At 59.6% G+C, this 25,875-nt stretch carries 22 protein-coding genes and 1 pseudogene; 13 read left to right on the forward strand and 10 right to left on the reverse strand.

Translation table 11 applies throughout. The features are described 5' to 3' along the window. Nucleotides 1-249 precede the first annotated feature (249 nt). Nucleotides 250-783, reverse strand: a pseudogene (locus tag F451_RS0104255) (FAD-dependent oxidoreductase); the annotation flags it as partial. 249 nt (nucleotides 784-1,032) lie between these two features. On the opposite strand from F451_RS0104255, the gene hemN reads away from it, so the two are divergent. After that, a complete protein-coding gene (gene hemN, locus F451_RS0104260) occupies nucleotides 1,033-2,421 on the forward strand; it encodes an oxygen-independent coproporphyrinogen III oxidase (protein ID WP_026291495.1) in 1,389 nt (462 codons plus the stop codon). Nucleotides 2,422-2,494: 73 nt separating this feature from the next. On the opposite strand, the gene pspF is transcribed toward hemN, so the two are convergent. Next, entirely contained in the window at nucleotides 2,495-3,526 is a 1,032-nt protein-coding gene (gene pspF / locus F451_RS0104265; protein WP_026291496.1) for a phage shock protein operon transcriptional activator, read from the reverse strand. Between the two features lie 181 nt (nucleotides 3,527-3,707). Here pspF and pspA point away from each other — a divergent pair, with 181 nt between their 5' ends. The 3 genes from pspA (at nucleotide 3,708) to pspC (ending at nucleotide 5,096) form a co-directional block, all read left to right on the forward strand. Then, the gene (gene pspA / locus F451_RS0104270; protein WP_020680109.1) at nucleotides 3,708-4,385 is read left to right on the forward strand and encodes a phage shock protein PspA; all 678 of its coding nucleotides are present in this window, start codon (nucleotides 3,708-3,710) and stop codon (nucleotides 4,383-4,385) included. Continuing rightward, the gene (gene pspB / locus F451_RS0104275; protein WP_020680110.1) at nucleotides 4,385-4,642 is read left to right on the forward strand and encodes an envelope stress response membrane protein PspB; all 258 of its coding nucleotides are present in this window, start codon (nucleotides 4,385-4,387) and stop codon (nucleotides 4,640-4,642) included. The genes pspA and pspB overlap by 1 nt, the downstream gene beginning before the upstream one ends. Nucleotides 4,643-4,706: 64 nt before the next feature. Then, nucleotides 4,707-5,096, forward strand: coding sequence for an envelope stress response membrane protein PspC (gene pspC / locus F451_RS0104280; protein ID WP_020680111.1), 390 nt, complete (start codon nucleotides 4,707-4,709; stop codon nucleotides 5,094-5,096). A 54-nt stretch (nucleotides 5,097-5,150) separates the two neighbouring features. Here pspC and F451_RS0104285 read toward each other — a convergent pair whose 3' ends face one another. Beyond that, on the reverse strand, nucleotides 5,151-5,708 hold the full coding sequence (locus F451_RS0104285; RefSeq protein ID WP_020680112.1) for a TetR/AcrR family transcriptional regulator: 558 nt from the start codon (nucleotides 5,706-5,708) through the stop codon (nucleotides 5,151-5,153). Between the two features lie 85 nt (nucleotides 5,709-5,793). On the opposite strand from F451_RS0104285, the gene trpB reads away from it, so the two are divergent. Continuing rightward, nucleotides 5,794-7,029 carry a tryptophan synthase subunit beta gene (gene trpB / locus F451_RS0104290; protein ID WP_020680113.1) on the forward strand — a complete coding sequence of 412 codons (1,236 nt, stop codon included), beginning with the start codon at nucleotides 5,794-5,796 and terminating at the stop codon, nucleotides 7,027-7,029. Further along, nucleotides 7,026-7,853 carry a tryptophan synthase subunit alpha gene (gene trpA / locus F451_RS0104295; RefSeq protein ID WP_020680114.1) on the forward strand — a complete coding sequence of 276 codons (828 nt, stop codon included), beginning with the start codon at nucleotides 7,026-7,028 and terminating at the stop codon, nucleotides 7,851-7,853. The genes trpB and trpA overlap by 4 nt, the downstream gene beginning before the upstream one ends. 73 nt (nucleotides 7,854-7,926) lie before the next feature. Here the strand turns inward: trpA and F451_RS0104300 are convergent, their stop codons facing one another. Together F451_RS0104300 and F451_RS0104305 are read right to left on the reverse strand one after the other, a co-directional pair. Beyond that, nucleotides 7,927-8,868 (reverse strand): diguanylate cyclase, encoded by a 942-nt coding sequence (locus tag F451_RS0104300; RefSeq protein WP_020680115.1) that lies wholly within the window; start codon nucleotides 8,866-8,868, stop codon nucleotides 7,927-7,929. Then, nucleotides 8,865-13,361 (reverse strand): CHASE domain-containing protein, encoded by a 4,497-nt coding sequence (locus F451_RS0104305; RefSeq protein ID WP_020680116.1) that lies wholly within the window; start codon nucleotides 13,359-13,361, stop codon nucleotides 8,865-8,867. The genes F451_RS0104300 and F451_RS0104305 overlap by 4 nt, the downstream gene beginning before the upstream one ends. Before the next feature lie 477 nt (nucleotides 13,362-13,838). Between F451_RS0104305 and F451_RS0104310 the strand changes: the two genes are divergently transcribed. Genes F451_RS0104310 through F451_RS0104325 form a run of 4 tightly spaced genes read left to right on the forward strand, consistent with a single transcriptional unit; the run spans nucleotide 13,839 to nucleotide 16,394 of the window. Continuing rightward, nucleotides 13,839-14,168 carry a BufA1 family periplasmic bufferin-type metallophore gene (locus F451_RS0104310; RefSeq protein ID WP_020680117.1) on the forward strand — a complete coding sequence of 110 codons (330 nt, stop codon included), beginning with the start codon at nucleotides 13,839-13,841 and terminating at the stop codon, nucleotides 14,166-14,168. Between the two features lie 23 nt (nucleotides 14,169-14,191). After that, a complete protein-coding gene (gene bufB / locus F451_RS0104315) occupies nucleotides 14,192-15,109 on the forward strand; it encodes an MNIO family bufferin maturase (RefSeq protein WP_020680118.1) in 918 nt (305 codons plus the stop codon). Next, entirely contained in the window at nucleotides 15,106-15,876 is a 771-nt protein-coding gene (locus F451_RS0104320) for an HvfC/BufC N-terminal domain-containing protein (RefSeq protein WP_020680119.1), read from the forward strand. The genes bufB and F451_RS0104320 overlap by 4 nt, the downstream gene beginning before the upstream one ends. Next, nucleotides 15,873-16,394, forward strand: a complete 522-nt coding sequence (locus F451_RS0104325; protein ID WP_051103902.1) for a DoxX family protein — start codon at nucleotides 15,873-15,875, stop codon at nucleotides 16,392-16,394. The genes F451_RS0104320 and F451_RS0104325 overlap by 4 nt, the downstream gene beginning before the upstream one ends. 64 nt (nucleotides 16,395-16,458) lie before the next feature. On the opposite strand, the gene F451_RS0104330 is transcribed toward F451_RS0104325, so the two are convergent. Both F451_RS0104330 and F451_RS0104335 read right to left on the reverse strand, forming a co-directional pair. Beyond that, nucleotides 16,459-19,869: an adenylate/guanylate cyclase domain-containing protein gene (locus F451_RS0104330; RefSeq protein ID WP_020680121.1), complete on the reverse strand. Its 3,411-nt coding sequence runs from the start codon at nucleotides 19,867-19,869 to the stop codon at nucleotides 16,459-16,461. Between the two features lie 192 nt (nucleotides 19,870-20,061). Next, on the reverse strand, nucleotides 20,062-20,424 hold the full coding sequence (locus F451_RS0104335) for an aminotransferase class I/II-fold pyridoxal phosphate-dependent enzyme (RefSeq protein WP_020680122.1): 363 nt from the start codon (nucleotides 20,422-20,424) through the stop codon (nucleotides 20,062-20,064). 190 nt (nucleotides 20,425-20,614) lie between these two features. Here F451_RS0104335 and ccoG point away from each other — a divergent pair, with 190 nt between their 5' ends. Continuing rightward, complete coding sequence (gene ccoG / locus F451_RS0104340) at nucleotides 20,615-21,973, forward strand: cytochrome c oxidase accessory protein CcoG (protein WP_020680123.1); 1,359 nt, start codon at nucleotides 20,615-20,617, stop codon at nucleotides 21,971-21,973. A gap of 37 nt (nucleotides 21,974-22,010) precedes the next feature. Here ccoG and gltA read toward each other — a convergent pair whose 3' ends face one another. Continuing rightward, entirely contained in the window at nucleotides 22,011-23,288 is a 1,278-nt protein-coding gene (gene gltA / locus F451_RS0104345; RefSeq protein ID WP_020680124.1) for a citrate synthase, read from the reverse strand. 331 nt (nucleotides 23,289-23,619) lie between these two features. Here gltA and F451_RS0104350 point away from each other — a divergent pair, with 331 nt between their 5' ends. Then, on the forward strand, nucleotides 23,620-24,090 hold the full coding sequence (locus F451_RS0104350) for a CreA family protein (protein ID WP_020680125.1): 471 nt from the start codon (nucleotides 23,620-23,622) through the stop codon (nucleotides 24,088-24,090). Nucleotides 24,091-24,184: 94 nt separating this feature from the next. On the opposite strand, the gene F451_RS0104355 is transcribed toward F451_RS0104350, so the two are convergent. Together F451_RS0104355 and F451_RS28570 are read right to left on the reverse strand one after the other, a co-directional pair. After that, on the reverse strand, nucleotides 24,185-24,877 hold the full coding sequence (locus F451_RS0104355; protein WP_020680126.1) for a pirin family protein: 693 nt from the start codon (nucleotides 24,875-24,877) through the stop codon (nucleotides 24,185-24,187). Nucleotides 24,878-24,915: 38 nt separating this feature from the next. Beyond that, on the reverse strand, nucleotides 24,916-25,050 hold the full coding sequence (locus F451_RS28570) for a hypothetical protein (RefSeq protein WP_020680127.1): 135 nt from the start codon (nucleotides 25,048-25,050) through the stop codon (nucleotides 24,916-24,918). 236 nt (nucleotides 25,051-25,286) lie between these two features. Between F451_RS28570 and tpx the strand changes: the two genes are divergently transcribed. Continuing rightward, a complete protein-coding gene (gene tpx / locus F451_RS0104365) occupies nucleotides 25,287-25,778 on the forward strand; it encodes a thiol peroxidase (RefSeq protein ID WP_020680128.1) in 492 nt (163 codons plus the stop codon). The last annotated feature ends 97 nt before the right edge of the window (nucleotides 25,779-25,875 follow it).

The following is a 25,875-nucleotide window of genomic DNA, read 5'->3' on the forward strand; positions in this document are numbered from 1 at the left end:
TGAACCTGCACAGGCGTAAATGAAAATAGCCCTCCTGCATCGAAGTGCAGAAGGGCTAGCAGCCTGTCGGACTTACCACTGATCTACTGCGGAAAAGCCGATCTTGGTCATTTTTCGTACTCCTTATTGTTAAATAGAACCACTATTTGCCTCAAAAGAGTTCAAAAACTAACTCAAGTCGGTCTTTCCCTCGCTACGACCGGCCAAGCCCGACAGACTGCTCGAGAAAAGCGTGGCATCTAGGCATTATCAGGCAGCGGCAACCGTCTCACTTTCACCGATGGGTTCACGTATCAGATAGTCAAAGGCCCCCAGGGCTGTAGTGGCTCCACTGCCCATGGAGATAACGATCTGCTTGAAGGGCACCGTCGTCACATCACCGGCGGCAAACACGCCACGCAGCGAGGTTTCGCCACGGCTACCGATCTCGATCCCGCCCTGCGGACTCAACGCTATATCGCCCTGCAGCCATTCGGTGTTGGGCACCAGTCCAATCTGCACAAAGATTCCGGCAAGCGCCAGATCCTGGCTTTCACCACTGTCGCGCTCGGTGTATCGCAACCCGGTAACCCGCTGGCCATCGCCAAGCACCTCGGTCGTCTGGGCCTGGGTAATGATACGGATATTACCCATGGAACGCGCCTTGCGCTGCAGCACTTCATCGGCCCGCAACTCTGCGCCAAATTCCAGTACCGTGACATGAGTCACGATGCCTGCAAGATCGATAGCCGCCTCGATGCCTGAATTGCCGCCACCGACCACCGCAACGGACTTACTCTCGAACCGGGCATGGCTCTAAATCAATTAACATTAACCTAATAATAGGTATTAACTATAAAAAAGACCATTGCTCAGACACCGCACTGACACGCAGGCTGGTGTGGCGTTCACGGTGAGCTATCGCCGCATCAAGCAAGATCCAATGTGCTGCATCGCTTAGCTGGGCAGCCATCCTTGATACAGGTCAAATGCAGTGCCGGGTCATTGCTTTAAAATGCCCGTTTCACGATTGATTTGGACGACCATCAGGCCATGCAGAATGAAATCGCCTGGGATAACGAACTGATTCGGCGTTACGACCAGCCTGGGCCGCGTTATACCTCTTACCCCACCGCAGTGCAGTTCTCTGAAAATTTCGGAGCACAGGACTACAGCCGCGAAGCGCTGAACAGCAACGCCACCGGCAAACCGCTGTCGCTGTACTTCCATATCCCTTTCTGCGCCAGCCTCTGCTACTACTGCGGCTGCAACAAGATCATCACCGGGGATCGCGCCAGGGCACAGCCCTATCTCGACACGCTGCACAAGGAGATCAGGCTGCAGGCTGAGCTGTTCGATACCGATCAGCGCATCGTGGAACAACTCCACTGGGGCGGCGGTACGCCGACCTTTATCAGCCCACAGCATATGCATGAACTGATGGACGCAACAGGTCGCCACTTCAAACTGCTGGATGACGACAGCGGCGACTACTCCATCGAGATCGATCCGCGGGAAGCCGATGACAAGACGCTGGAAACGCTGCGCGCAATCGGCTTCAACCGCATAAGCCTGGGTGTGCAGGATTTCAATCCCGCAGTACAGCAGGCGGTCAACCGTATACAGTCACCGCAGCTTACCGGCGACGTGCTTTCCAAGGTGCGCGAACTGGGTTTCCGCTCCACCAATATCGACCTGATATACGGCCTGCCGCTACAAACGGTGGATACATTTGCACAAACGCTCGAGCAGGTCATAGCGATGAACCCTGATCGACTGTCCGTATTCAATTACGCACACCTGCCCGAGCGGCTTAAATCCCAGCGCCTCATTCACAGCAAGGACCTTCCCTCCCCGGCCGAGAAGTTAAAACTGCTGGAGATCACTATCGCGTACCTGATCGGCGCCGGTTACGTCTACATTGGCATGGATCATTTCGCCAAGCCCGACGATGCGCTGGCGCAGGCACAAAAGGCAGGCCTCATGCACCGCAACTTTCAGGGCTACACGACCCACGCAGAGTGTGACCTGGTGGCCATGGGCGTTTCTTCCATCAGCCAGGTGGGCGACACCTACTGCCAGAATGCGTATAAGATTAACGACTATCAGAATGCCATCGAGGGCGGCGCACTCGCGACCATTAAGGGGCTACGGCTTAACAGGGATGACCTGATCCGCCGTGCCGCCATCAACCAGCTGATCTGCCACTTTCAGCTGGATGGCGACACTTTTGGCGCGCAGCAGGGCATCGACTTTGCCCAATATTTTGCCCGCGAACTGGCGCTGCTGCAGCAACACCAGCGTGATGGCCTGGTGGAAATCGATCACAACCGACTGCGCATCACATCGCGCGGAAGACTGCTGGTGCGCAGCATCTGCATGGTTTTTGATCGCTACCTCAACCAGGATGCGCTCGAACAGCGTTACTCTCGCGTGATCTGATCTGAGCGGAGGATGGCTCTTGGCCATTGCACGCTCCTAAGTACGTTCACTCGAGTCTGCGCGAGCACCTGTTTCAGGGGGGGCGTGCTGACAGCAGTCCGGGATACTTGCGCAATGCTGCCCGCAGCTGATGATAGGTCAACCCCAGGTCCTGTGCTGCGCGGCGCTGGTTAAACTGCGCCGCCGCCAGCGCATCACGAATCAAAGATTGCTCAAACTCGGCGACCTTGGCCCGCAGGCCAACAGGCTTGTCGTCAGGGTCCGTCGTTTGCGACGGCTCCCCGACACTTGCTGCAGCAGCGACGTCCTCAGCTGGCCGCGGGCGGTGCCAGGGCGTGGAGAAGGGGTCCAGTACAATATGGCCAACGGGCTGCGCCGGGTCGCCATTGCGGTAAATACTGCGCTCGACCACATTTTTCAGCTCGCGCACGTTGCCCGGCCAGTCGTACTGCAGCAATTGCGCCAGCGCATCGGCATCAAAGCCCGCAAACCATTCGTAACCGAGTTCCCGGCACATGCGCTGTGCAAAATGCTCGGCCAGCTCGACGATATCATCGCGTCGAAAGCGCAATGGCGGCACATTGACCACATCAAAGGCCAGGCGGTCGAGCAAATCGGCACGAAAGCGTCCATCGTTCACCGCCCGGGGCAAATCCTCATTGGTGGCCGCCACCACCCGCACGTCGGTTTGCAGCGTTTTGCTGCCCCCCAGGCGTTCAAAGCGGCCATATTCAATAATGCGCAGCAGTTTTTCCTGTACCCGCACCGAGGCGGTCGACAACTCGTCAAGAAACAGAGTGCCGCCTTCCGCACGCTCAAACAGCCCTGCACGGGCACGGATGGCCCCGGTAAAGGCTCCTGCTTCGTGGCCAAAAAGCTCAGACTCCAACAGCGACTCGCTCATGGCGCCACAGTTAACCTGCAGATAGGGCTGTTGCCAGCGCGTCGACAAGTAGTGCAGACGCTCGGCAATCAGCTCCTTGCCGGTACCCCGCTCACCGATGACCAGTATCGGCCGGTTCAGCGGCGCAAGGCGGGATACCTGGCTAAGCACCTGGTGAAAGCCCTCGGAACTGCCGACCAATGCCGGCCTTTGATCAGCCATATACACCAACTAATTAACTATTTAGCTAAAATTTAGCTTATTTGACTAAAAAATAAAGTCACTTTTTGGCTGCATGAGTGATCATGTCACACTAAATATCTTTAGTTTCAGTCAGATAGCATGACCTGGCACGGGTATCGCTTTGACTAGATGGAGACCAACACTACAGGAGCAACGCATCATGGGCATCTTTTCACGCTTTGGTGACATCATTAACGCCAACATCACCGCCCTGCTCGACCGCGCCGAAGATCCGGCCAAAATGATCCGCATGATGATTCAGGAAATGGAAGACACCCTGGTGGAAGTACGCACAACCTCTGCTCGGGTCATCGCCGATCGCAAGTCGCTGCAGCGGCGCCTGGAACGCCTGGCCGACGAAGCCGCCGAGTGGGAACGCAAGGCACGCCTGGCAATTAACAAGGGGCGGGAAGACTTGGCCCGGGCAGCACTGGGCGAACAGCAGGCGGTCGAAGACGCGCTCAAACAAGCCCAACAGGAGCTTGCCGCCATCGAAGAACAGCTGACGGTATTGCACGAGGAAATTGGCCAGCTGCAGCAAAAGCTGGACGATGCCAAGGCCAAGCAAAAATCGCTGCAGGTGCGCGAGCAAACCAGCCGCTCACGCATGGATATCCGCCGCGCCGGCAACCGCGACAAACTGGAAGAAGCCTTTCGCAAGTTTGAGACATATGAGCGGCGCATGGACACCATGGAAGCCGAGCTTGAATCACAGGACCTGGGTCGCAATCCAAGCCTCAACGAACAGTTCGAGGACATGGAACGCAGTGATCAGGTCGAGGATGCACTGGCCGCACTGAAAGCACGCATGAAAGCAGCCCAGAGGAGCCAGGATTAATGTCTACCATGATGTTCTTCTTCGTGCCGACGGTGATTTTTCTCACCGTCGTGGCTCCCATGTGGCTGTTGCTGCACTACTGGACCCGCGCGCGCTTCAACAAGGGCATGTCCGGCGATGAGCGCCAGCAACTGGAAGAAACGCTGGCCCTGGCTGAACGCCTGGAGCAGCGCGTCCAGACGCTTGAAACCATCCTCGACAATGAACACGCGGGCTGGCGCACCAGCCGGGACGACGAAAGGCCGCGGCCGCATTAATTCGCCGCAACACACGCAAAATGACGGGGCGCTCAGACCAGACGCCCAGAAAAAGGAGCTCAGCATGAACCCGGCCAACAAACGCAATGGCTATAACCGCAACCTCTACCGCAGTGCCGAAAATGGCTGGCTCGCGGGAGTCTGTGCCGGCCTTGCCGAAAGCTACGGCCAGCCGGTCTGGCTGGCGCGCATTATCTTCCTGACGCTTTTCCTGTTCAGCGGCAGCCTTGCCGTGCTGCTTTACCTGGCCGGCATTTTCCTGCTCGACCGACGCCAGGGCCCCGTGGTGCGCGAAACCGCCCGTAAACCCAGCTTCGACTATGGCACACCGATCAGCACCCGCCTGCGCCAGCTGAATGAACGCATGCAGGCAGTGGATCGCCGCCTGCAGTCGATGGAGCGCTATGTCACCTCAAGCCGATACCGCTTCAACAAGGAATTCAAAGACCTGTGAAGCGCCTTGAACTGTATCTTCTCAAACGGGACCGGGACGCGCGCTGAGCACTGATTAATCCAGCTTCCCCACCACGCGATAAATCAGTGCTGCAAGATCGCCGATAACGGGAGCGGGCTGCTGGCGCAGTGCCGGCTGCAGCACACCTTCGCGACAAAGCGCGCGCAAAACAAAGCGCTGCTGCGCATCCAGCACCACGGCCTGTGCATTCAGTACCCGCTCACACCAGTGCTCAAAGCGCTCCTCGAAGGCCGCAAATAACGCCAGCGAGTCCGGCTCCATTTTGTGCCGTTCCCCAAGCATGATGCGATAAATGGCCAGCATTTGTGGCGGCCCGGTCAGCTCGGCAAAGGCGCGGGGAATCAACTCAAACCACTGCGTCGCGGCGATATCGAGTGCAGCCCGCTGTACCTCGGAGGCTTCGATCGCCTGCTCCAGCATGGCTTGCCACAGCGCCTGCTTGCTGGGGAAATGACTGTAGACCGTCGGCTTTGACACCCCGGCACTCTGTACCACCAGATCAATCGTCGTGCCCTGGTAGCCCCGCTCGCTGAACAGGCGCTGCGCCGTATCCAGGATCAGCTGCTTTTTGGAAGGTCGCCCCCGCGCCATAAACACATCCTTGAATTTTTGTTGACTGAGGAAAATTTTACTATTATTTTAACTAAACGGTATAGTTAATAAATTAAGGTGCGTCATGCAAAGTGACAACGGTTTCTTCGGCCGCTTCGGTGGCAGCTACATTCCCGAAATACTTCACGCCAGCCAGCGGGCGCTGCTCGAGGCCTGGCACGAAGCATCCGCCGACGCCGAGTTTATGGCCGAGGTGGACCGGGAACTGCAGCAGTACTCCGGCCGCCCGACACCGCTGACCCCCTGCCCCAACCTCACCCGCCTGCTGGGCGGCGCCCAGGTTTATCTCAAGCGCGAGGACCTGAACCACAGCGGTGCTCACAAGATGAACAACGTGATTGGCCAGGGACTGCTGGTCAAGCGCATGGGCAAAAAGCGCATCATTGCCGAAACCGGCGCCGGCCAGCACGGCGTGGCCTCGGCATTGATTGCCGCCCGCCTGGGGCTGGAATGCACCATTTACATGGGCGCCAAGGACATCGAGCGCCAGTATCCCAACGTGTTCTGGATGAAACAGCTCGGCGCGACCGTGGTGCCGGTTACCAGCGGCGGGCAGACACTGCGCGATGCGCTGGACGAAGCCCTGCGCGACTGGTCCGCCGATCCCGCCGGCAGCCATTATCTGATTGGCACGGCCTGTGGCTGCGCCCCCTATCCCGAGATGGTCGCCGAGTTTCAGTCGGTCATTGGCCGCGAAGTACGCGCCCAGAGCCTGCAGCAGTTCGGCGCCCTGCCTGATCGTATCTACGCCTGTGTTGGCGGCGGCAGCAATGCTGCGGGCATCATGCTGCCCTTTATCGACGACGCCTCGGTCGAACTGGTAGGCGTTGAAGCCGGCGGGCGCGGCCCCGCACCAGGCGATCATTCCATTCGGCTGTCCGACAATCTCGGCAGCCCGGGCATCGCCCAGGGGTTTTCGACCATGTTCCTGCAGGATGACCAGGGCCAGCTGATGGATACACACTCCATTGCCGCTGGGCTCGACTACGTTGGCGTGTCGCCGATTCTGGCCCACCTGGGCGAAACGGGCCGGATACGCATGACAGCGGCAAACGATGATGAGGTCATGCAGGCGTTCCAGACCCTGCTGCGTGCCGAGGGCATTATTCCGGCGCTTGAATCCGCCCATGCCGTGGCAGGCGCCCTGCGGGAAATCCCGACGTTGTCGCCGGACAAGAAGGTCGTAATCAATATTTCCGGGCGCGGTGACAAGGACATTTTCAATGTTGCCAGCGCAGTGCAAGACGCCGAATTCGGACCCTTTTTGCAGCGCTACCTGGCGCGGGAGTTACAGGCATGAGCAGCCTTCAGACGTTTATCCATCAGCAGCGCAGGGACAAGTCCATCCTGCTGATGACCCATGTGGTCTACGGCTACCCGAGTATCGATGAGAGCCTTGCGCTGATGCGTGACCTGCTCAGCGACGGCGTCGAGTTACTGGAAGTCCAGTTTCCGTTCACGGACCCCTCCGCCGACGGGCCCTCGATCCTGCATGCCTGCCACCAGGCGCTACAACAGCGCCCGACCCTGGCGCGCTGCCTGGAGGATATTGCGCAGCTGGCCCGTGACTTCCCTGCCAGCCGCATTCTGTTGATGAGCTATCTCAATCCGCTGTATCGCTATGGACTGGATCGCCTGCCCCACGCCGCATCAAAGGCAGGCATTGCGGGCTTTATCGTCCCGGACCTGCCGCTGGAGCTGGCGGATGACTTTCGACACAGCTGCCGTGAAGCGCAGATCGAGCCGATCTGGATGCTGACACCGGAAACCCCACCCGCCCGAATGCAGCAGATCTGCGCCGCCGCCAGCGGCATGCTCTACTGCGTGAGTCGGCGCGGCGTGACCGGTGGCAACAGCACCGACGACATCCATGCAGGTACGGGCATCGACAGCACGAACCATGACGGCAGTCGGCAGGCGCTAGCGCTTGAAGACTACCTGGCCACAATCCGCGTCGAAACAGCGCTGCCTTTAGCCGTCGGCTTTGGCATCAGAACCGCCCCACAGGTGCAGGCCTTGCACGGCCAGGCCGATATCGCCGTGATCGGCTCGGGCCTGCTGGATGCCTTTAACCTGGGTGGGCGTAACGCCGCACTGGAACTGGTGCGTTCATTACGCAGCTGAGCGATGGCCTGGCAGGCTCAGGTCAATGAGATTGGTGCGCTGCGAAGACCCACAGCGGCGAGCAGTCGATCAGCTAAAGCTCGATCGCGCATACCCGGTCGCGACCGGTATCTTTTGCTCGATACAGCTGCTGATCGGCGGCCTCCAGTAGCATCTCTGCAGACGTGCTGGCGTGTGGTACCAGCGTAACCAGACCAACGCTAATGGAAACAAAGGGGCCGACCTGGGAGTCCGCATGCTCTATTTCCAGTGCCTTGACTTGCTCGCGCATGCTCGCGCCACGGTTAGCTGCGCCCTTGGCGTCCGTGTTTGGCAAAATGCAGGCGAACTCCTCGCCCCCGTAACGGGCGACCAGGTCGTCGGGACGACGCAGTGCCAGCTTCAGTGTTTTAGCCACCGCAACCAGGCAGCTGTCGCCCGCCTGGTGACCATAGCGGTCGTTGAACTGCTTGAAGCAGTCCAGATCAAGCAACACTAACGACAGTGGCGCACCATCGCGCAGGCAGCGGCGCCAACTGTTCGTCAGTGCGTTATCGAAATTGCGCCGGTTGGCAACGGCGGTGAGGCCGTCGATCATTGCCATCGACCGTAGCAGGTCGTTCTGCAACTTCAACGCCAGATGCGTACGTACACGCGCCAGCACAGTGACCGGGTTCACCGGCTTGCTGATAAAGTCCACTGCACCGATTTCAAAGCCCAGCGCCTCCTCGCTATCTTCTGCCTGCGAGGTCACGAAAATGACCGGAATGTCCTTTGTGTCCGGATCGGCCTTGAGCTGCCGGCACACTTCATGGCCGCTGATATCCGGCATGACCACGTCGAGAAGGACAATATCGGGGCGCTGACTGCGACAAACAGCGATCGCCTGTTCGCCGTTCGTGGCCATCAACACCTCGAATTTACCGCGAAAAACGCCATGCAGAACGCGGATATTGACCGGCTGATCATCCACAATCAAGATGCGCAGCGGGCCAACCAGGTGCGGAAAGGCGCTCAGCAGTTGGTCTAGATTCATGCACTCTCCAGTAATTCGCGAACAATCCTGCTCGCCTCAGCAAAATTCAGATTCTGAACCTCGGTAGCCAGCATTTGCAGTTGCTGCGCACAGTCCTCTGCAGCGCCATCAGGCAGGCTTTCGACCACCTCGAGCGCTTCCAGGTTGCCGCTTTCCAGTAACGCCAACAAGGCTGCGAAGCGATCGCGTTGTACAGAGGGCATCTTTGCAGGCGCCGCCTCGAGTACAGGCTCCTGTGCCACCTCCTGTGCCACCACAGCGGCCAGCAATGCGGTTCTGCTGTCGTCCAGCAGCGTCTTCAGCTCTGCCACGGCCGTTGCATCAAGCCGGCGCAGCGCCTGATCCGCTTCCGGCCCCTTGAGAGACGCCTCGAGCTCTCCCATGCGGGATGCAAAAGCCGATGCGCCCAGGGTACCGGCCACCCCCTTAAAAGTGTGCAACAGCCGCGCCACAGATGCAGTATTCCGATCCCGCAGATGACCTTCCAGCTCTGCAAAAAGTTCCTTTGCGTTAGCCTCAAAACTTAGCAGCATGCTACGCAGCAGGCCGACATCACCACCGAAGCGACTCAAAACGGCCTCTGGGCTTTCAACCCGTCCGCCCGGGCGGGCGGGCACCACTTCAGCCCGGTCACCTGTGGCATCCCCGTCACTGCCGGCTCGCTTGCTGTGCGACAGCAGCAACGCCACGAGATTATCAATATCCAGCGGTTTGCCAACATGGTCATTCATGCCCGCCGCAAGGCACGCGGCCTTGTCCGCCTGGGTAACATTAGCCGTCATCGCAAGGATTGGCAGGTCCCGGCATCGCTCATCCGCGCGAATGCGCCGCGTTGCTTCCAGGCCGTCAATATCAGGCATCTGCATGTCCATCAGCACAACATCGAACGCGGCCGGCGCCTCGAGCACCTTCTCAACGCCTTCCAGGCCGCCCTCGGCAAGCGTAACGGTGGCACCTTCTATGCTCAGCAACTGGGCTGCCACCTGCCGGTTGATGGCATTGTCCTCCACCACCAGCAGACACATGCCCTGCAGCCGGGTTTGTCGCTGCCGTCTTGGCGCCTGGCGGCGGGGTCGTGCCGGGCTGCCTGTACGCACCCGTTGAACAGCAGCGGCCAGCTGCTGTGCCGTGATGGGCTTGGTCAAAAAGTCGACGAAGGGCGCATCTGTCTGCTGCTGTGCTTGTGCCAGCTGTTCGCGGCCATAGCCTGTAATCATGATGATAGAGGGCGAATGTGCGCGCCCAAGCCCACGAATACGACGGGCGGCTTCCAGACCGTCGATGCCCGGCATCGCCCAGTCCATCAGCACCAGAGCGTAGTCGGCCCGCTCAATGTGCGCCACCGCATCCTCGCCGCTGCTGACACAAACCGCCTGCCAGCCGAGCGCCGTGACGGTACGACTGAGTATCTCGCTCGACACGGGGTTATCATCCGCGATGAGTATTCTGAACGGCTCGGCCTCGCGGGCAGGCTCAACCTGGCGCGGCGATCCCGCATCGATTCCCAGGCGGATCTCAAACGAGAAGCAACTACCGACACCAGGTTCGCTGCGCACACACAGATCCCCTCCCATCATTCCAACCAGACGCTTGCTGATGACAAGTCCAAGCCCCGTACCCCCGAAACGCCGGGCCGTGGAGGCTTCCGCCTGGCTGAAACCATCAAAGATGTGCCCAAGATGATCTGCCGCAATGCCAATGCCGGTATCGGTGATAGCGACGCACAAACGCACGCCGGTTTCGTTCCGGTCCAGCTCACTGATGCGCACCACAACTTCGCCTTTTTCGGTAAACTTGATCGCATTGCCCGCCAGGTTGATAAACACCTGCAGCAGACGCAGGCGATCACCAATCAAGTGTTCAGGCAGAGACGGGGCGAGATCAAACATCAGCTCCACCGGCTTGGCACCGAGATTATCCGAGAGTACGACTGCCAGCTCCTGCATCATTCCTTCCAGCTCGAATGAGTGTGGTTCCAGGTGCAGCTTGCCAACCTCGATCTTGGAGTAGTCGAGAATGTCATTCAGCAGTCCCAGCAGAGAACGGGCGGCCACATCCGCCTTGCTGATATAGTCAAACTGACGTTCGTTCAGGTCGGTATGTTGCACCAGCTGCAGCATCCCTAGCACCGCGTTCATCGGCGTACGAATTTCATGACTCATATTGGCGAGAAAGGTCGACTTGGCGGCATTGGCCTGGTCGGCCTGTTGCTTGGCCTGGCGCAAACGGGCTTCAAGCTCCCGCTGCACCGTAATGTCCAGATTGATACCCGTGACCCGTTCGGGCTGCCCCAGGTCATCATATTCCACCTGTGCGCCCGCCTGGATATACCGTATCCGGCCATCAGGCAACAGTATGCGGAAAATAGGGGCATAAGGACTGCCGCCATTCACGGCTGCAGCCAGGCAGGCAGCCGTCGCCTCGACGTCGTCTGGATGTACGCGGGAATACCAGTGCTTGTAGCAAAGCCCATTACCCTGCAACGAGCGCGGCTGCTCATACAGCTCGAACATCTTGTCGTTCCAGTCCAGCCCATCATCCGCGAGCGTCCAGGTCCAGATTCCCAGCTGGGCAACATCCGCCGCCATCAGCAGCTGATCGCGGGCTGTCGTCAGGGCGATATTGTGCTTGCGCTGCGCGGTGATATCGTTGGCAATGGCGAGATAGCCGCTCAGCTGCCCTGCGTCGTCACGCATCGCCGTCATCACAAGCATGACCGGCACCAGCGCGCCATCCCTGCGCACGAAGCTCCACTCCCGTGCTTCGGCGCCCTCCTGCTCAGGCTTGAGCGTGAAAATATCGAAGCCTTCCACCGGCCGGCCCAGCTCCCGCGCCAGATCCGCGCCGCGCGACTCCACTTCTTCAGGCTGATGAAAGCGCAACGAGGTGCAATGGCCGATGACCTCGTCGGCCCGGTAGCCGAGCATCCGCTCTGCTCCGGTATTAAACAGGCGAATCAGGCCATCTTCGTCCGTTGCGATGATCGCCACCTCGGATGCGGCATCCAGAACATTGCCGAACAGTGTATTCAGCTGGGCAAGTTCAGAGGTACGCAGCATCACCTGAGCTTCGAGATTACTGTTCAGCTCAAGAATCCGCGCCTCGGCCTCCTTCTGGCTCGAGATGTCACGCACAGTCTCCGACGCACCCACGACCCGTGCGGCACTATCACAAATGGGCGAGACGGTAAGCGATACATTTATCTGGCTTCCATCGTAACGCCGGCGAACAGTTTCAAAATGTGGAATGTGCTCGCCCCGGCCTACGCGCTCCAGCATATCGGCCTCCTCACCTTGCCGTCGTCCGGGCAGGACCAGCTCCATCAGTGTCCGCCCGATGGCGGCGCTGGCTGAATAACCAAAAATATCTTCAGCGCCACGGTTCCAACTCGTCACGACACCGTCAAGCGTCTTGCCAATAATGCCGTTGGCGGAACTTTCGACGATGGCCGCCAGCCTCGCCTGCTCGGCGAGTACCTGGCGACGACTCTGGCGACTGGCACTGACGGAACCCACCAGCGAAGCCCCCAGCAGGCTGATCAGCCCTCCCAGCAGAAACAGCTGCAACGGCGGCACGTGCGGCTGGCGCGCGACGAACAGCGGGGAGACGCTGAAACGAGACTCCCAGCGCCGGCCATAAACCTCATGGTAAGTGGTAAAGGTATGCAGCCTGGGAGCGTTATCGCCCCCCTGCGTAGTGAAGAACGTTTCTTCCTCACCGGGAACGGTGACGTCACGCAGCTCGAGGTGCACGGCTTTCGAATCCAGACCCAAATCGGTCAGTACCTCTTCCATCAGCAGGGGCGCATAGCTCCAGCCAAAAGCATTTTTTTCGCGCCCGGCTATGGTCATCGGCGTGGGACCATCCCGGTAAATTGGCATCAGTATCAAGACCGATTGCAGCGGCTTACCGGTTGCCTGTACCAGCGTGATCGGTCCGGTCAGTTGAACCCGGCCCGTGCGTATGGCGGCCAAAGCCGCGTCCCGCCGGTTTTTCTCGGAGCCAATATCCAGGCCGACGGCCTGGATATTGCGCCTGACCGGCTCAATATACTGAATAACATAACGCTCCTCGTTGTGAGGATTCAGCTGGGAGATGTGGAAATCCGGCCAGCCATCGGCCCGTGCCCATTGCAAAAATGAGGCTTCGCTGGCAGGTGCCACCCTGCGGATGAAACCAAACCCGCGCGCGCCGGGAAACTCCCGCGCGAAATCACGTGTCAGGCTGTAGCGATGAAACAGCTCGCGACTGATCCCATGCTCGCCTGCCGTCAGGACGGCACCCCGCGCGCCACGTAACCCGTACTGGTAAAGCTTGATACGGGAGAGCACCGCACGACTGGCCTGCTCGGCCCCATCCTGCACGGCCTGGCCTATCCGCCGAGTGTTACTCTGATCAAGCTGCCATGTTGCCAGTGCGGTTATTGCCAAGCCCAGCAGGAGTGTCAGGTGCGACCATCTACCTTTCAAAGCCGAGTTGAGGTATAGCTGCATTCACCGATTCCTTTCGAAACAGATGCCACAAGATGGGTAGCCGGTGAGCACGATCGAACACTGCGGCCCAGCCAGGGTGGCACCCCGCTACTTTAAGGCATAAGCGAACATAGCAACAGGGCTGCACCAACGGGAACGAAGATGAGAATGCAAGCGTTGTCCTGCGCCATGTACCGACACTGCTTTATAACGTAAAGCCAGGCAGGGTGGTAAATGATTCAGCCACGGAAACCTGCAAAATTAATCCAGCTTTATTTTCATTTTTCATTTGCAGTTCAGTTAACGCGCATAAGGTTGATTCCAGGGTTAACACCCGGATCGCGTAAAAACACTTAAACGCGCCTGTTATTAAGTGCACCCCGGTGCTTTAAAAGGCGTTAATTGAGAATGCTCCTTAAATACCGGCGGCATCAGGATACTGATAGCGCAAACGTATTTGGGCATTCAGACACGATTATAAACACAAGGATATTTACCATGAATAAGCCCTCGACTGCCGCAGCGCTGGCGTTTGCATTAGGTACATCGCTGGCACTCGCCACCGCATCGGCCCAGGCCGGCGAGATGAAAGACACGATGAAAGACGCCAAGGATATGGAGAGCATGGAAAAATGCTTCGGTGTTGCGCTAAAAGGTAAAAATGATTGCAAGGCCGGGGCGGGCACCTCCTGTGCGGGTACCTCCAAGATCGATTACCAGGGTAATGCCTGGTCCCTGGTTCCGGAAGGCACCTGCGCCGAAACTGCCTCGCCGACATCGCCAACCGGCTTTGGCCAGCTCGAAGCATTCGAAGAAATATCATCCTGAGGCAATGTCCAGGAGCGCCCCCGATGAAGACTTCTATCACCTCCGAGTCCTTGTCCTGCGGCGCTCCCGCCCAGGCAGCCCAGGCAGCCCTTGCCGAACTGCCGGTTCGCGCCGGCGCCAGCCTCAAACCCGACCATTTTCAATACATTCTGAATCATCTGCCCGATATCGGCTTTTTTGAGATTCATGCCGAAAACTACCTGGTCGACGGCGGTCCTTTTCACCATTATCTGACACGCATCCGTGAACGGTATGCCTTGTCCATTCATGGCGTCGGACTCTCGATTGGTGGTGAAAGCCCACTGGATCTGCAGCACCTCGATCGCCTCGCTGATTTAATCGACCGCTACGCACCGGCTGTTTTTTCCGAACACCTCGCCTGGTCCGGTCATGCGGGTTTCTTTCTCAACGATCTATTGCCGCTGCCCTATCACCGCGCAACGCTGCAACGGGTCTGCGATCATGTCGATCAGGTCCAGAACCGGCTGAAACGACGCCTGTTGCTGGAAAATCCGGCGACCTATGTGGAGTTCTCCAGCTCCAATATCACTGAAACTGACTTTATCATCGAGATACTGCAACGCACCGGTTGCGGCCTGTTGCTGGACATCAACAATGTGTACGTTTCCTCGACCAACCACATCCGCGATCCGCGCGCCTACATCGACGCCCTGCCACCGGGCACCGTCGGCCAGATCCATCTGGCCGGCTTCAGCCAGGAGCAGGACGGTGCCGGCGCACCACTGCTGATCGACAGTCACGACGCCCCGGTGGCCGCTGCCGTCTGGGACCTTTATGACTATGCCCTGTGCCGGTTTGGCCCGGTACCGACGCTGATTGAGCGCGATGGCAATATTCCGCCTTTTGAAGTGCTACAGGCCGAAGTCCGCCTGGCCGACGAACGGCTTAACAGCGACGCGTTGCGAGGGCGACGGTCATGAGCGAGCAGGACGATTTTGTTACTGCGCTGCTCGATCCCGAAGCCCCACTGCCGCGGGATCTCGCCACCTGGAATGGCTCGGATCCTGCGACACGTTTTGCCGTCTACCGCAACAACGTGACCGTATCGCTGATCGATGCGCTGGCGGATACCTATCCCGTGACCCAGACGCTTGTTGGCGAGCGATTCTTCCGCGCCATGGCGCGTCTTTTCGTCCAGAAAACGCTGCCGCAATCCCCCGTAATGAGCCGTTACGGCGCTGCTTTTCCCGCCTTTATCGCGGACTTTGAACCCGCAGGTTCAGTACCCTACCTGGCGGATATGGCCCGTCTCGAGCAGCTGCGCACGCAGGCCTGTCACTGTGCGGATGCCGCCCCGCTGAGCACTGCACGCCTGACCCAGCTGCTGAGCGATACCCAGACACTGCCACAACAGCGTGTTGCCCTGCATCCATCTGCGCAGCTGATTCGCTCCGACTACGCCGTAGTGTCGCTCTGGGCTGCGCACCAGGATCTCGCCGAGCTGCACAGGGTGAATCCCTGCACGCCGGAACAGGCACTGATCGTGCGGCCCGGCCTCGACGTCGAGGTCATTCCTATTGACCCGGCCATGTATCGCTTTCTCGAGCAACTGCTCGGCGCCGCCTCCCTGGGCAGGGCGCTGGAAGATACCTGCCTCACCCATCCCGACTTCGATCTTGTCGCCGCCCTCGGCCTGTTGATACAGCGGGGCCTGATCGTCGACCTGCCATTGGAGACCACAACATGAGCACACCACAACCCCCGGCGTCGTCCAGCGCGGCCGCCTCGTCCCTCGTCAGGGGAATATCAAGAACGACGGCACTGTTTGGCCTGATTCCCGCATCACTGATCGCCTTGATCGGCCGCTTTTCCATCGCCGCGGTATTCTGGAAGTCCGGGCAGACCAAGGTCGAAGGGCTGGCAATCGACCTGATCAGTGGCGAGTTTCAGCTCGGCATGCCCCACCTTTCAAACTCTGCCCTGTTCCTGTTCCGCGAAGAATACCGCCTGCCGCTGATTGCGCCGGAACTGGCCGCACCGCTGGCCGCCACCGCGGAGCATCTCTTTCCAATCCTGCTGCTGCTGGGCCTGGCGACCCGCTTCTCCGCGCTGGCGCTGCTGATCATGACCCTGACGATTCAGCTCTTTGTCTATCCCGATGCCTATCCGACCCATGGTGTCTGGGCAACCGTGCTGCTGTTGCTGATGGCAAAAGGTCCCGGAAAGCTGTCGCTGGACCACTGGCTGGCGCGCCGACTGCGCTGACTAGCGATGGGAAGCCTCACCCCCGACATTCTGCGGGGCAGCAGCACCCAGTGCCGATATGCTTTCAGTTCAGTTGCGCCAGCAGATCCAGGGCAGCTTGCAGGTCACTGTCACTCCCCTCGCCATAGGATTCGCAAAGCCGGGCCAGCGCAGCACGCGCTTCCTGCGTCCGGCCCTGTTGCAACCAGAGCCGGCTACGGCTCAGCGCTGCGCGCAGCTCCAGTGAAATCGCACCCTGGCGGTGCGCAGCCTCGACGGCCCGTTCAAAACAGGCCTGTGCAACGAGCGCATCATCAGCATCGACAGCCGTCGTACCCGATCGCATCAGCATGAGTTCCCCCTCCAGCCGCTGCAGCTCACACTGGTATGCCCTCTCGCCGGTTGCCGCCAGAGAGTCCCTCGCCTGTGCCAGCACCTCAAGCGCCTTGTCTGTACGACCTGCTGCGGCCTGTGCCTCGGCCAGCAGCGCCAGGAAATGGGTGCACCAGAGCTCAGCCCCCGTCGCCCAAAACCCCGCCAGCCCCTGTTGCAGGCGAATCACACCCTCGTCGACGTTCCCCTGCAGCGACAGACCCGCACCCAGCAGTACCTGGGCCCAGCTGCCCCAGAACGGATAGCCATACTCGTCTGCCAGCGCTACCGCCGCACCGGCACGCTCGCACGCCTTGGCAGCGTTGCGCTGCTGGACATCAACTTCGGCGCAGAGCACCAACGCATAGGTCAGTACATAGGGAATGTTCAGCTGCTGCGCCAGCCCCAGCGCCTCCTCTGCACGCTCTCGCGCCTGCTCCGGCTCTCCCTGCAGGGACAATACCCAGCCCAGGTACCCAAGCGCGAAAACACCGGGGTCCAGACCGTAGCGGAACAGGTGGGCCTGGTGTTCCCGGCGGTGATAACCAGCCACCACCTGTTCAAAATGCTTGCGCGCCGCGCGCAGGTCGCCCTGGTTGAAACAGCTCGATCCCATCGCCCGATGAGCCTCCATCAGCAACGCCGGATCCTCCGCCCGTTGCGCCAGCGACAGCAGGCATTCGGCATAATCCCGGCCGCTGCGCATTTGTCCGCGGACATGGTGGTAATTACGCAATCCCAGCAGCACCGGAAACAGCTGCTGCTCGGTACCGGCCCCGCGCTTGAGTTCCAGTGCCAGACTGTAGGTCTCTCCAACTGCCGGCGCCGCATAGCCCTGCACCGCGATCAGCGCAGGCCCCAGATCGAGCCGTATGCCGAATTCCAGACGGTCGCGATCGCTGCTGTCCGGCAGGCTCTGCAGCAGCTTCAGCGCAAAGTTGAAATGCTGGATCGCTTCCGGTACCGATGCTTGGCGCATAGCCTGCTGTCCGGCACGGTGCAGGTACTCGACAGCCTTGTCGATGTTGCCGCTGCGGCTGTAATGGTGGGCCAACTCCTTGCAGTGCTCCTCGAGATGCCCTTCGAACAGGGATTCAATGGCCCGGCCAATCTGCCCGTGCAGGGCACCCCGCTGTTCCCGCAGCAACGAGTTGTAGGCGACCTCCTGGGTCAACGCATGCTTGAAGATATACTCCACTTCAGGAAAGGCCGGCTGCTCATACAGAAATTCACCGGCTTGCAAACGCACGAGCCCCCGTCGCAGTTCATTTTCGGGCAAAGCCACCACCTGGCGAACCAGGCTCCACGGAAACTCCTTGCCGATCACCGCGAGCGTCTGCAGCAGAGACTTGTCCGCCGCGCCCAGCCGGTCCATGCGGGCACAGAGCACACCCTGTACCGTGGTCGGTATATGCAGGGAGCCCAACTCCCGTTCCAGACGGTAATGCCCCACCCTGCCGCCAAGCACGCCTTGTTCAGCCAGGGTCTGCACAATCTCCTCGATAAAAAACGGATTGCCCTGGGCCTGCGCCCAAATACGCGGTTTGAGAGGCGCCAGGGAAGCATCCCTGCCCAGCAGGGTTTCAAGCAGCGCCTCGGCCTCGGGCTGTGCCAGCGGCTGCAGATGCACCAGGCTAAAGTCGTCACGCCTGTCCCAGTGATGGCGATACTCCGGCCGGTAGTTCAGCAACAACAGAATGGCGGCGCCATCGAGACCTTCGATGAGGTAATTGAGAAACCCCTCGGTTTCGCTATCGAGCCACTGCAGATCCTCAAAGATCAGTACCAGCGGTTGGTTCAGGCTTTCGCGCACAAGCCACCTTCGAATCGCCTCCCGCGTCCGCTGGCGCCTGAGCTGGGCATCCATCTGCGCCAGCGCCGAGTCCGCCTCAGCCATGCCGAGCAGATAGCAGAGGTAGGGCAGACTGTCCTGCAGTGCTGCATCCAGCGTCCCCAGCCGATCACTCAGCTTGCGCCGCCGCTGGGCTTCGTCGTCCTGCGGGCTGATCTGCAGATACTGTTTCAACAGCTCTATCAGCGGCATGTAGGCAAAGGCCTTGCCATGGGACACCGAGAAGGTTTCGAGCAACCGGCAACACGTCTGCACCCGCTGCTTGAACTCCAGAAACAGCCGCGACTTGCCGACCCCGGGTTCACCCATCACGCCGACGACCTGACCATGGCCGTCTTGCACTCGCCGTAACGCACGCTCGAGCGCGGCCAGTTCCTCCTGGCGACCGACAAAGCATGCCAGCCCGCGTCGCGCCGCAACCTGCAACCGCGTTCGCAAAGGGCCATTGCCCAGCACTTCGTAGGCGTTCACGGGTGCGCTCAGGCCCTTGACCGCCGTCGCCCCCAGTTCTCGGAACTCGAAATAGCCCTGTACCAGCCGATAGGTCGCCTCGCTGACGACAATACTGCCGGGCGCGGCAATCGTTTCCATCCGCGAGGCGAGATGAATCGACGGGCCGACCGGATCGTAGTCGACATGCAGATCCTCGGTCCGCACGGCGCGTACGACGACCTCACCGGTGTTGACCCCCACGCGAATCTGCAGCCCGATACCCTGCTCGCGACGCACTCCGTCGGCATAGCGGCGCATGGCCTGCTGCATGCGCAGGGCGGCGTAGAGCGCCCGCTGCGGGTGGTCTTCATGACCGATGGGCGCCCCGAACAGCGCCAGAATGCCGTCCCCCAGGGATTTCGCGACATAGCCTTCATAGTGGTGTACCGCTTCCATCATCAGCGCAAGCACCGGGTCGATCAGGCGGCGGGCATCTTCCGGATCAAGCTCGGCCACCAGCGCGGTTGAACCGGCCATGTCGGCAAAGAGTGCAGTGACAATTTTGCGTTCACCCGCAGCCACCACGCGGGGCAGCAGCCGTGCCTGCTCGGCAAGAATGCGTTCGGCCAGGTGTGCCGGGGTGTACTGAATGGGGGTGTCGAGTGGACCGGTTTCTTTTTCGGGCACGGCTTCGAGCCGCGTACCGCAGCTGTCGCAAAAGCGCGCCCCCGGTCGCAAGGTGTGCTTGCAGCTGGGGCAGGTTGTGACCAACACCGCAGAGCACTGCTCACAGTGTTCTGCGTTGGCCTGATTGTCGAACCCGCAATGCTCGCAGCGCATGATATTTCTCTGGCACCCTTACCGAAATACGAATGCCACGGTTAAACGCGATCGTGGGAAGCTGTACTGGCCGCGCCAGACAATTCACCGGCCGCCGCATACACAGCCTCTGAACAATAACAAGCATAGCGCAGCCTTGGGTTCAGCCACCGGACGTGCCCGATCGCATTCATCGCCTGAGTATCATTGAATTCAGCCTTCAAGCAACAACCCGGGCAGGCGACTCAGCGCCTCGACCCGGCGCGTATCCCAGGGATGCGCAAAGCTGATCCGCAGGCAGTTGCGAAACTGCCCCGACACCGAAAACAGCGGCCCCGGCGTGATCACCACGCCCTGCTCAAGCGCCAGCGGGTAGGCGCGGAGAGTATCGACGGACTCCGCCAGCTCGAGCCATACCGACAGCCCTCCCTGCGCAGTGCTGACCCGGACTTCACCGGGCCAGGTACGCAGTGATGCGAGCAGCCAGTCCCGTCGCGTACGCAATTCGTTACGCTGACGGCGCAGGTGCGCCGCATAGCTGCCGTCACGCATGAACTCGGCCACGCCCTGCTGCAACCAGTTTTCCAGTTACCGATAGCGATACTCCGCCTGGGTCACCCTGCCCTCCTTTACCATGCCCGTACTGGACGGACCCGGCCAGGGAAGCCACGTAAATCTGTACCTATTTAATTTAATTTTTTTATACCTGATCCTATTCAATATACAAGGGTAATCTGCAGCCAATTCGAACTGCGGAACCCCTGCCATGGACCAGATCCCCGTTATACAAGACTACACACCGCCCCTGGCCCGGGACGGCAAGTTTCATGTGCGCCTCACCGAAGGGCGCTTCCAAAACTGGCGCCGACTGAGCAGCTGGCCGATGATCGCGCTCTTTTTCGGCCTCGTCTGGGTACAGTTCGACGGCCAGCCCTGGTTGCTGTTCTCGTTCGAGCATCACCGGATCAACCTGTTTGGCAGTGCACTGTCCTGGCATGACCTGCCGTTGCTGGCCGGTCTGATGATTGCCGGCGCCAGTCTGCTGTTCTTTCTCGCCGTCGCCTGGGGGCGCGTCTGGTGCGGCTTTGCCTGTCCGCAAAGTATCTGGACCTGGCTTTTTATCCGCATTGAACAGTTCACTGAAGGGCGGGCCAACGTGCGCGCCCGCCAGGAGGGCCAGTCCCTGCGAGCCACGCGCCTGCTGCGCCGCATTGCCAAACACGCGCTGTGGATCCTGCTCGCAAGCGCCACGGCGCTCACCTTCACAGGCTATTTCGTGCCGATCCGTGAAATACTGGCCGACGCCATACAGCTGGAAATGTCACCGGCGCTGTGGGGCTGGCTGCTGATCATGGCCGCATTGACGTATGCCAATGCGGGTCTGGTACGCGAGAAGATCTGCCTGCACGCCTGCCCTTATTCCCGCTTTCAGGGCGTGATGTTCGACCGCGACACCCGCACCGTCAGCTATGATGCGAGCCGCGGCGAACCACGTGCACAGCGGCGCAATGCCGGGGCCGACAGTGGAGACTGCGTGGATTGCGGCCTCTGCGTCCAGGTGTGCCCGACCGGCATCGATATCCGCGACGGTCTGCAGGCCGCCTGCATTGACTGTGCCGCCTGTATCGATGCCTGTGACGACGTGATGGACAGGCTCAAGCGTCCTAAAGGACTGATCCGTTTCGCCTCCCAAGCCCAGCTCGCGGGTCAGCGCTCGCGCCTGCTGCGCCCCCTGCTGGCGGGCTACGGTACGGTGCTGCTAGTCGCCATCGGTGCCGTCGCCTGGGGCTTTAGCGACACCACGGCCTTGCTGGTCGAAATCCGCCGTGACCGCGGCACCCTGTTCACACAGCTGAATGAGCATACCGTCTGTAACAGCTACCGCATCAAGGTGGAAAGCTTTGCGAAGGATCAGTCACTGATCGCGTTGTCGGTACACGGACCCGGCGACTTCACCCTGTTCGGCCCTGCCACCATTGACCTTGCCGAAAGCAATTCGACCTGGTTGCCGTACCGGGTCTGCGGCCGCGATATAGAACCGTCACGCACGCAGCTGCAGTTCAGCTTTGAGGGCCAGGGTGCCGGTGCCAGCGAGCAAACGACCTTTCTCACTCGAGCACGTTAGCGGCTGCCGGCAACCGCGCGGCAGCCAACCTGAGCGTTCAGCCCGGGTAATCCCGTTTGTGCTGGCCGGTATAAAGCTGGCGCGGACGGCCAATGCGGTTGGGGCTGCTGTGAAACTCGCTCCAGTGGGAGATCCAGCCAATCGTGCGTGCCAGGGCAAAGATGACGGTGAACATGCTGGTCGGAATGCCGATCGCTTTCATGATGATGCCGGAATAGAAATCGACATTGGGATACAGCTTGCGCTTGACGAAGTAGTCGTCCTCAAGTGCAACCTGCTCCAGTCGAGTCGCAATTTTCAGCAACGGATCGTTTTCGATACCCAGCTCCGTCAGCACCTGGTCGCAACTGGCCTTGAGCACTTTGGCACGGGGATCGAAGTTATGATAAACGCGGTGGCCGAACCCCATCAGGCGGAACGAATCGTCCGGGTCCTTGGCACGTTTGATGAACTCGGGAATGCGGGACTCGTCACCGATCTCCTGCAGCATGGCCAGCACGGCTTCATTGGCACCACCATGGGCAGGGCCCCAGAGCGCGGCGATACCCGATGCGATGCAGGCGAAAGGATTGGCGCCGGAGGAACCCGCCAGGCGCACGGTGGAGGTCGAGGCATTCTGTTCGTGGTCCGCATGCAGCAGGAAGATCAGGTCCATGGCCTTGGCGAGCACAGGATTAGCCTGGTATTCCTCGCAGGGTGTACCGAACATCATGCGCAGAAAGTTTTCGGCATAGCCGAGATCGTTGCGCGGATACATGAATGGCTGACCGATCGAGTACTTGTAACACATCGCCGCCAGGGTCGGCATCTTGGCAATCAGCCGAAAAGCACAGACCTCTCGGTGATAAGGATCGTTTATGTCGAGCGAATCGTGGTAGAAGGCCGACAGTGCGCCGACGCAGGCCACCATGATCGCCATCGGGTGGGCATCACGCCGGAACCCCCGGAAAAAATAGCTGATCTGCTCGTGCACCATGGTGTGGTGCATGACAATGTCGACAAACTGCGCTTTCTCTTCAGCTGTCGGCAATTCGCCGTTAAGCAGCAAATAGCAAACCTCGAGGTAATCGGACTTCTCGGCCAGCTGCTCGATCGGGTAGCCCCTGTGGAGCAGTATGCCCTTGTCACCATCGATATAGGTGATACTGGACTCACAGGCCGCGGTGGCAACAAAGCCGGGATCGTAGGTAAACAGGCCCTTTGCGCTCAGAGGGCGAACATCGACAACATCGGGGCCTTCTGTGCCGGAATAGACCGGTAACTCGATCGGGTCATCAATACCATCGACCATCAGCCGTGCTTTCTTGTCAGCCATGGGAGTCTCCTGAACCTTGTCAAATTGCAAAGAATGTCATCAATTTAAATTTTAGTCTGGAATCGGCTCGCGTCCGGGAAGATTGTCAGGTCGAGCTCCTGCATTGTGCGCGAGCCTGTCAGTGATTAACAGCAACCATAGTTCAAGGGGTTCAAGTGCGGATACACCGCCGGTGTCCTTCGCCATGGTGGTTGGGCATAATTGTCTATGCCGCTACGGCATTCCTGCGCACGGCAGCAAAGACTGCCAGAGCCCTTGGGTTCCAAAAGTCACATCTGCGATACTGCCATTCTTAAAGTAAAAGCGATGCCCACGGCAAGGAATCCTCTGCATGAGAAAAAAACTGTTAGTACTCGGCTTTTCTGTCCTGATGGCAGGTTGTGACAGCAATGAAGTGGGGGATGTGTCACTGGGCCTGCTGACCACCAAGGACATTAAACTCAACGTGCTGACTGATCCGCTGATACCGGGCGTGACCTGCCATGTGGCAAGCATCGAGGCCAATCTGGATTTTGCCGACCCGAGTGACTCGTCGATTTCCTGCCGGCAAACTGGCGAAATCACCCCGGCCATGATCGCCGCCATCGACAAGTCCCCCGACGGTGACATCGTGTTCAAAAAATCGAAGAGTATCTTCTTCAAGTCCATGAAGATTCGTCGTATCTTTGATGCCGACTCCCAAACCCTGATGTACCTGTCCTACTCCACCAAGGAGACATCCGGCAGCTTCAAGCACAGCTTGTCGACGGTGCCGCTTTGGGGCACCCAGGCGTATCAGCAACCGGTTACGGCGCAAAAATAGCCAGGTTTTAACCCTCGCCTGACGCATTGCGTCGCCGTCAAAAAAGCCGGCCGGGTATCGGGATACCGGGCCGGCCTTTTTAGCTGCGGCTTGCTCAGGGCAGATCGAACAGCAGCGCTTCCACCGGTGCCTCGCCCGCCAGCAAGTCCAGTTCACGCAGGTTTTCGATACTGGCACCATCGCCAGGGCCTAACGGCGTCTTGCCGAGCGTCAGCGCTCCCTTGACCAGGTGAATATACTGACGTCGCCCCGGCTTCGATGCGTACGTCAGGTGCTGTTGTGGGTCCAGCAGCACCTGATACAACTTCGCATTCTGGCGCAGCTGCAAACTGCCCGCCTCGCCATTCGGGCTGATCACCAGGGTCAGGCCATTGCGCCGACCAAAATTCTTCTGCTGGTAACCCGGCTTGCCGCCCAGCTGATCGGGCTCGATCCAGATCTGCAGAAAACGCAGCCCGTTGGACTCAGAAGCATTGTACTCGCTGTGCCGAATCCCGCTGCCCGCCGACATCAGCTGGAACTCACCGGCGGGTAGCTGCTGTACATTGCCCTCGCTGTCCTTGTGGGCAATCACGCCCTCGAGCACATAGCTGATGATCTCCATATCCCTGTGGCCGTGGGTACCAAAGCCCTCACCGGGCATGACCTGGTCCTCGTTGATGACCAGCAGGGCCGAAAAGCCCATGTGCGCCGGATCGTAATAGTCGGCAAACGAGAAGCTGTGACGGCTATCGAGCCAGCCGTGGTTTCCACGTCCGCGGGCATCGCTTGAACGTACTGTAATCATACCGCTCTCCCCTATGCTCAGATTGACGGGCAAGTTATTCAGAATCGGCGGGCCAGGACGGCATCCAGCCTCAGGCGACCTGCCCCAGACAACGCCAGCGATACGGCGCCTGCCAGCAGCGCCAGGCGGGACCTGTGCGTTCCAGGATTAATCAGGGTGTTTTGCAGGCGCATGTCGATCTCCTCAGGCTCCTTTTGTACCGGGATGTATAGCATCGCCCCCGGTTGATGGAACCACTATAGAAAACCGACGCGACGGAAAAAAACGAAACCTTTTGCAGCTATTGTTCAGCCAGACTGAACGAATAAGGCAGATGGAGTCGGTCATGGAGTGTGCGGTTCTAATTTCCGCTGCAGGTGGTATTCTTCGGAAGCTTCACTACTTTCATGCTTAAAACAGGATGTAACTCATGGCCACCATTACTCTGCAAGGCAATCCGGTTGAAACCTGCGGCGACCTGCCGGCCGTAGGCAGCCAGGCGCCGGACTTTACCCTGGTAAAAACGGACCTCAGCGAAGCCTCCCTCAGCGATTATCGTGGTAGCAAACTGATTCTCAACATCTTCCCCTCGGTGGATACTCCGACCTGCGCCACGTCCGTGCGCACCTTTAACAAGCGTGCAGCAGATAGCGGCGTCAATGTACTGTGCGTATCCGCTGACCTGCCCTTCGCCGCAGCCCGCTTCTGTGGCGCTGAAGGCATCGACAAGGTTGCCGCCGCATCGACCTTTCGCTCCGACTTTGGCCAGGCCTATGGCCAGACGATCACCACCGGACCGCTGACCGGCATTCTGGCCCGCGCCGTTGTCGTGATCGATGAAAACGGCAAAGTCCTGCACACCGAACAGGTGGCAGAAATCGCCGATGAACCCAACTATGATGCAGCGCTGAACGCGCTCTGATAGAGCTCAACATCCGGGCGGCCGATCTGATCGATGCCGCCCGCGATCGCAAAACAGGCCCAGGCCGAAAGCCCGTTCCCCGTTGAAGCGATTAGCG

Origin of the sequence: Marinobacterium rhizophilum DSM 18822 (assembly GCF_000378045.1) — a bacterium.
In the GTDB taxonomy this organism is placed as follows: Bacteria; Pseudomonadota; Gammaproteobacteria; order Pseudomonadales; family Balneatricaceae; genus Marinobacterium_A; species Marinobacterium_A rhizophilum.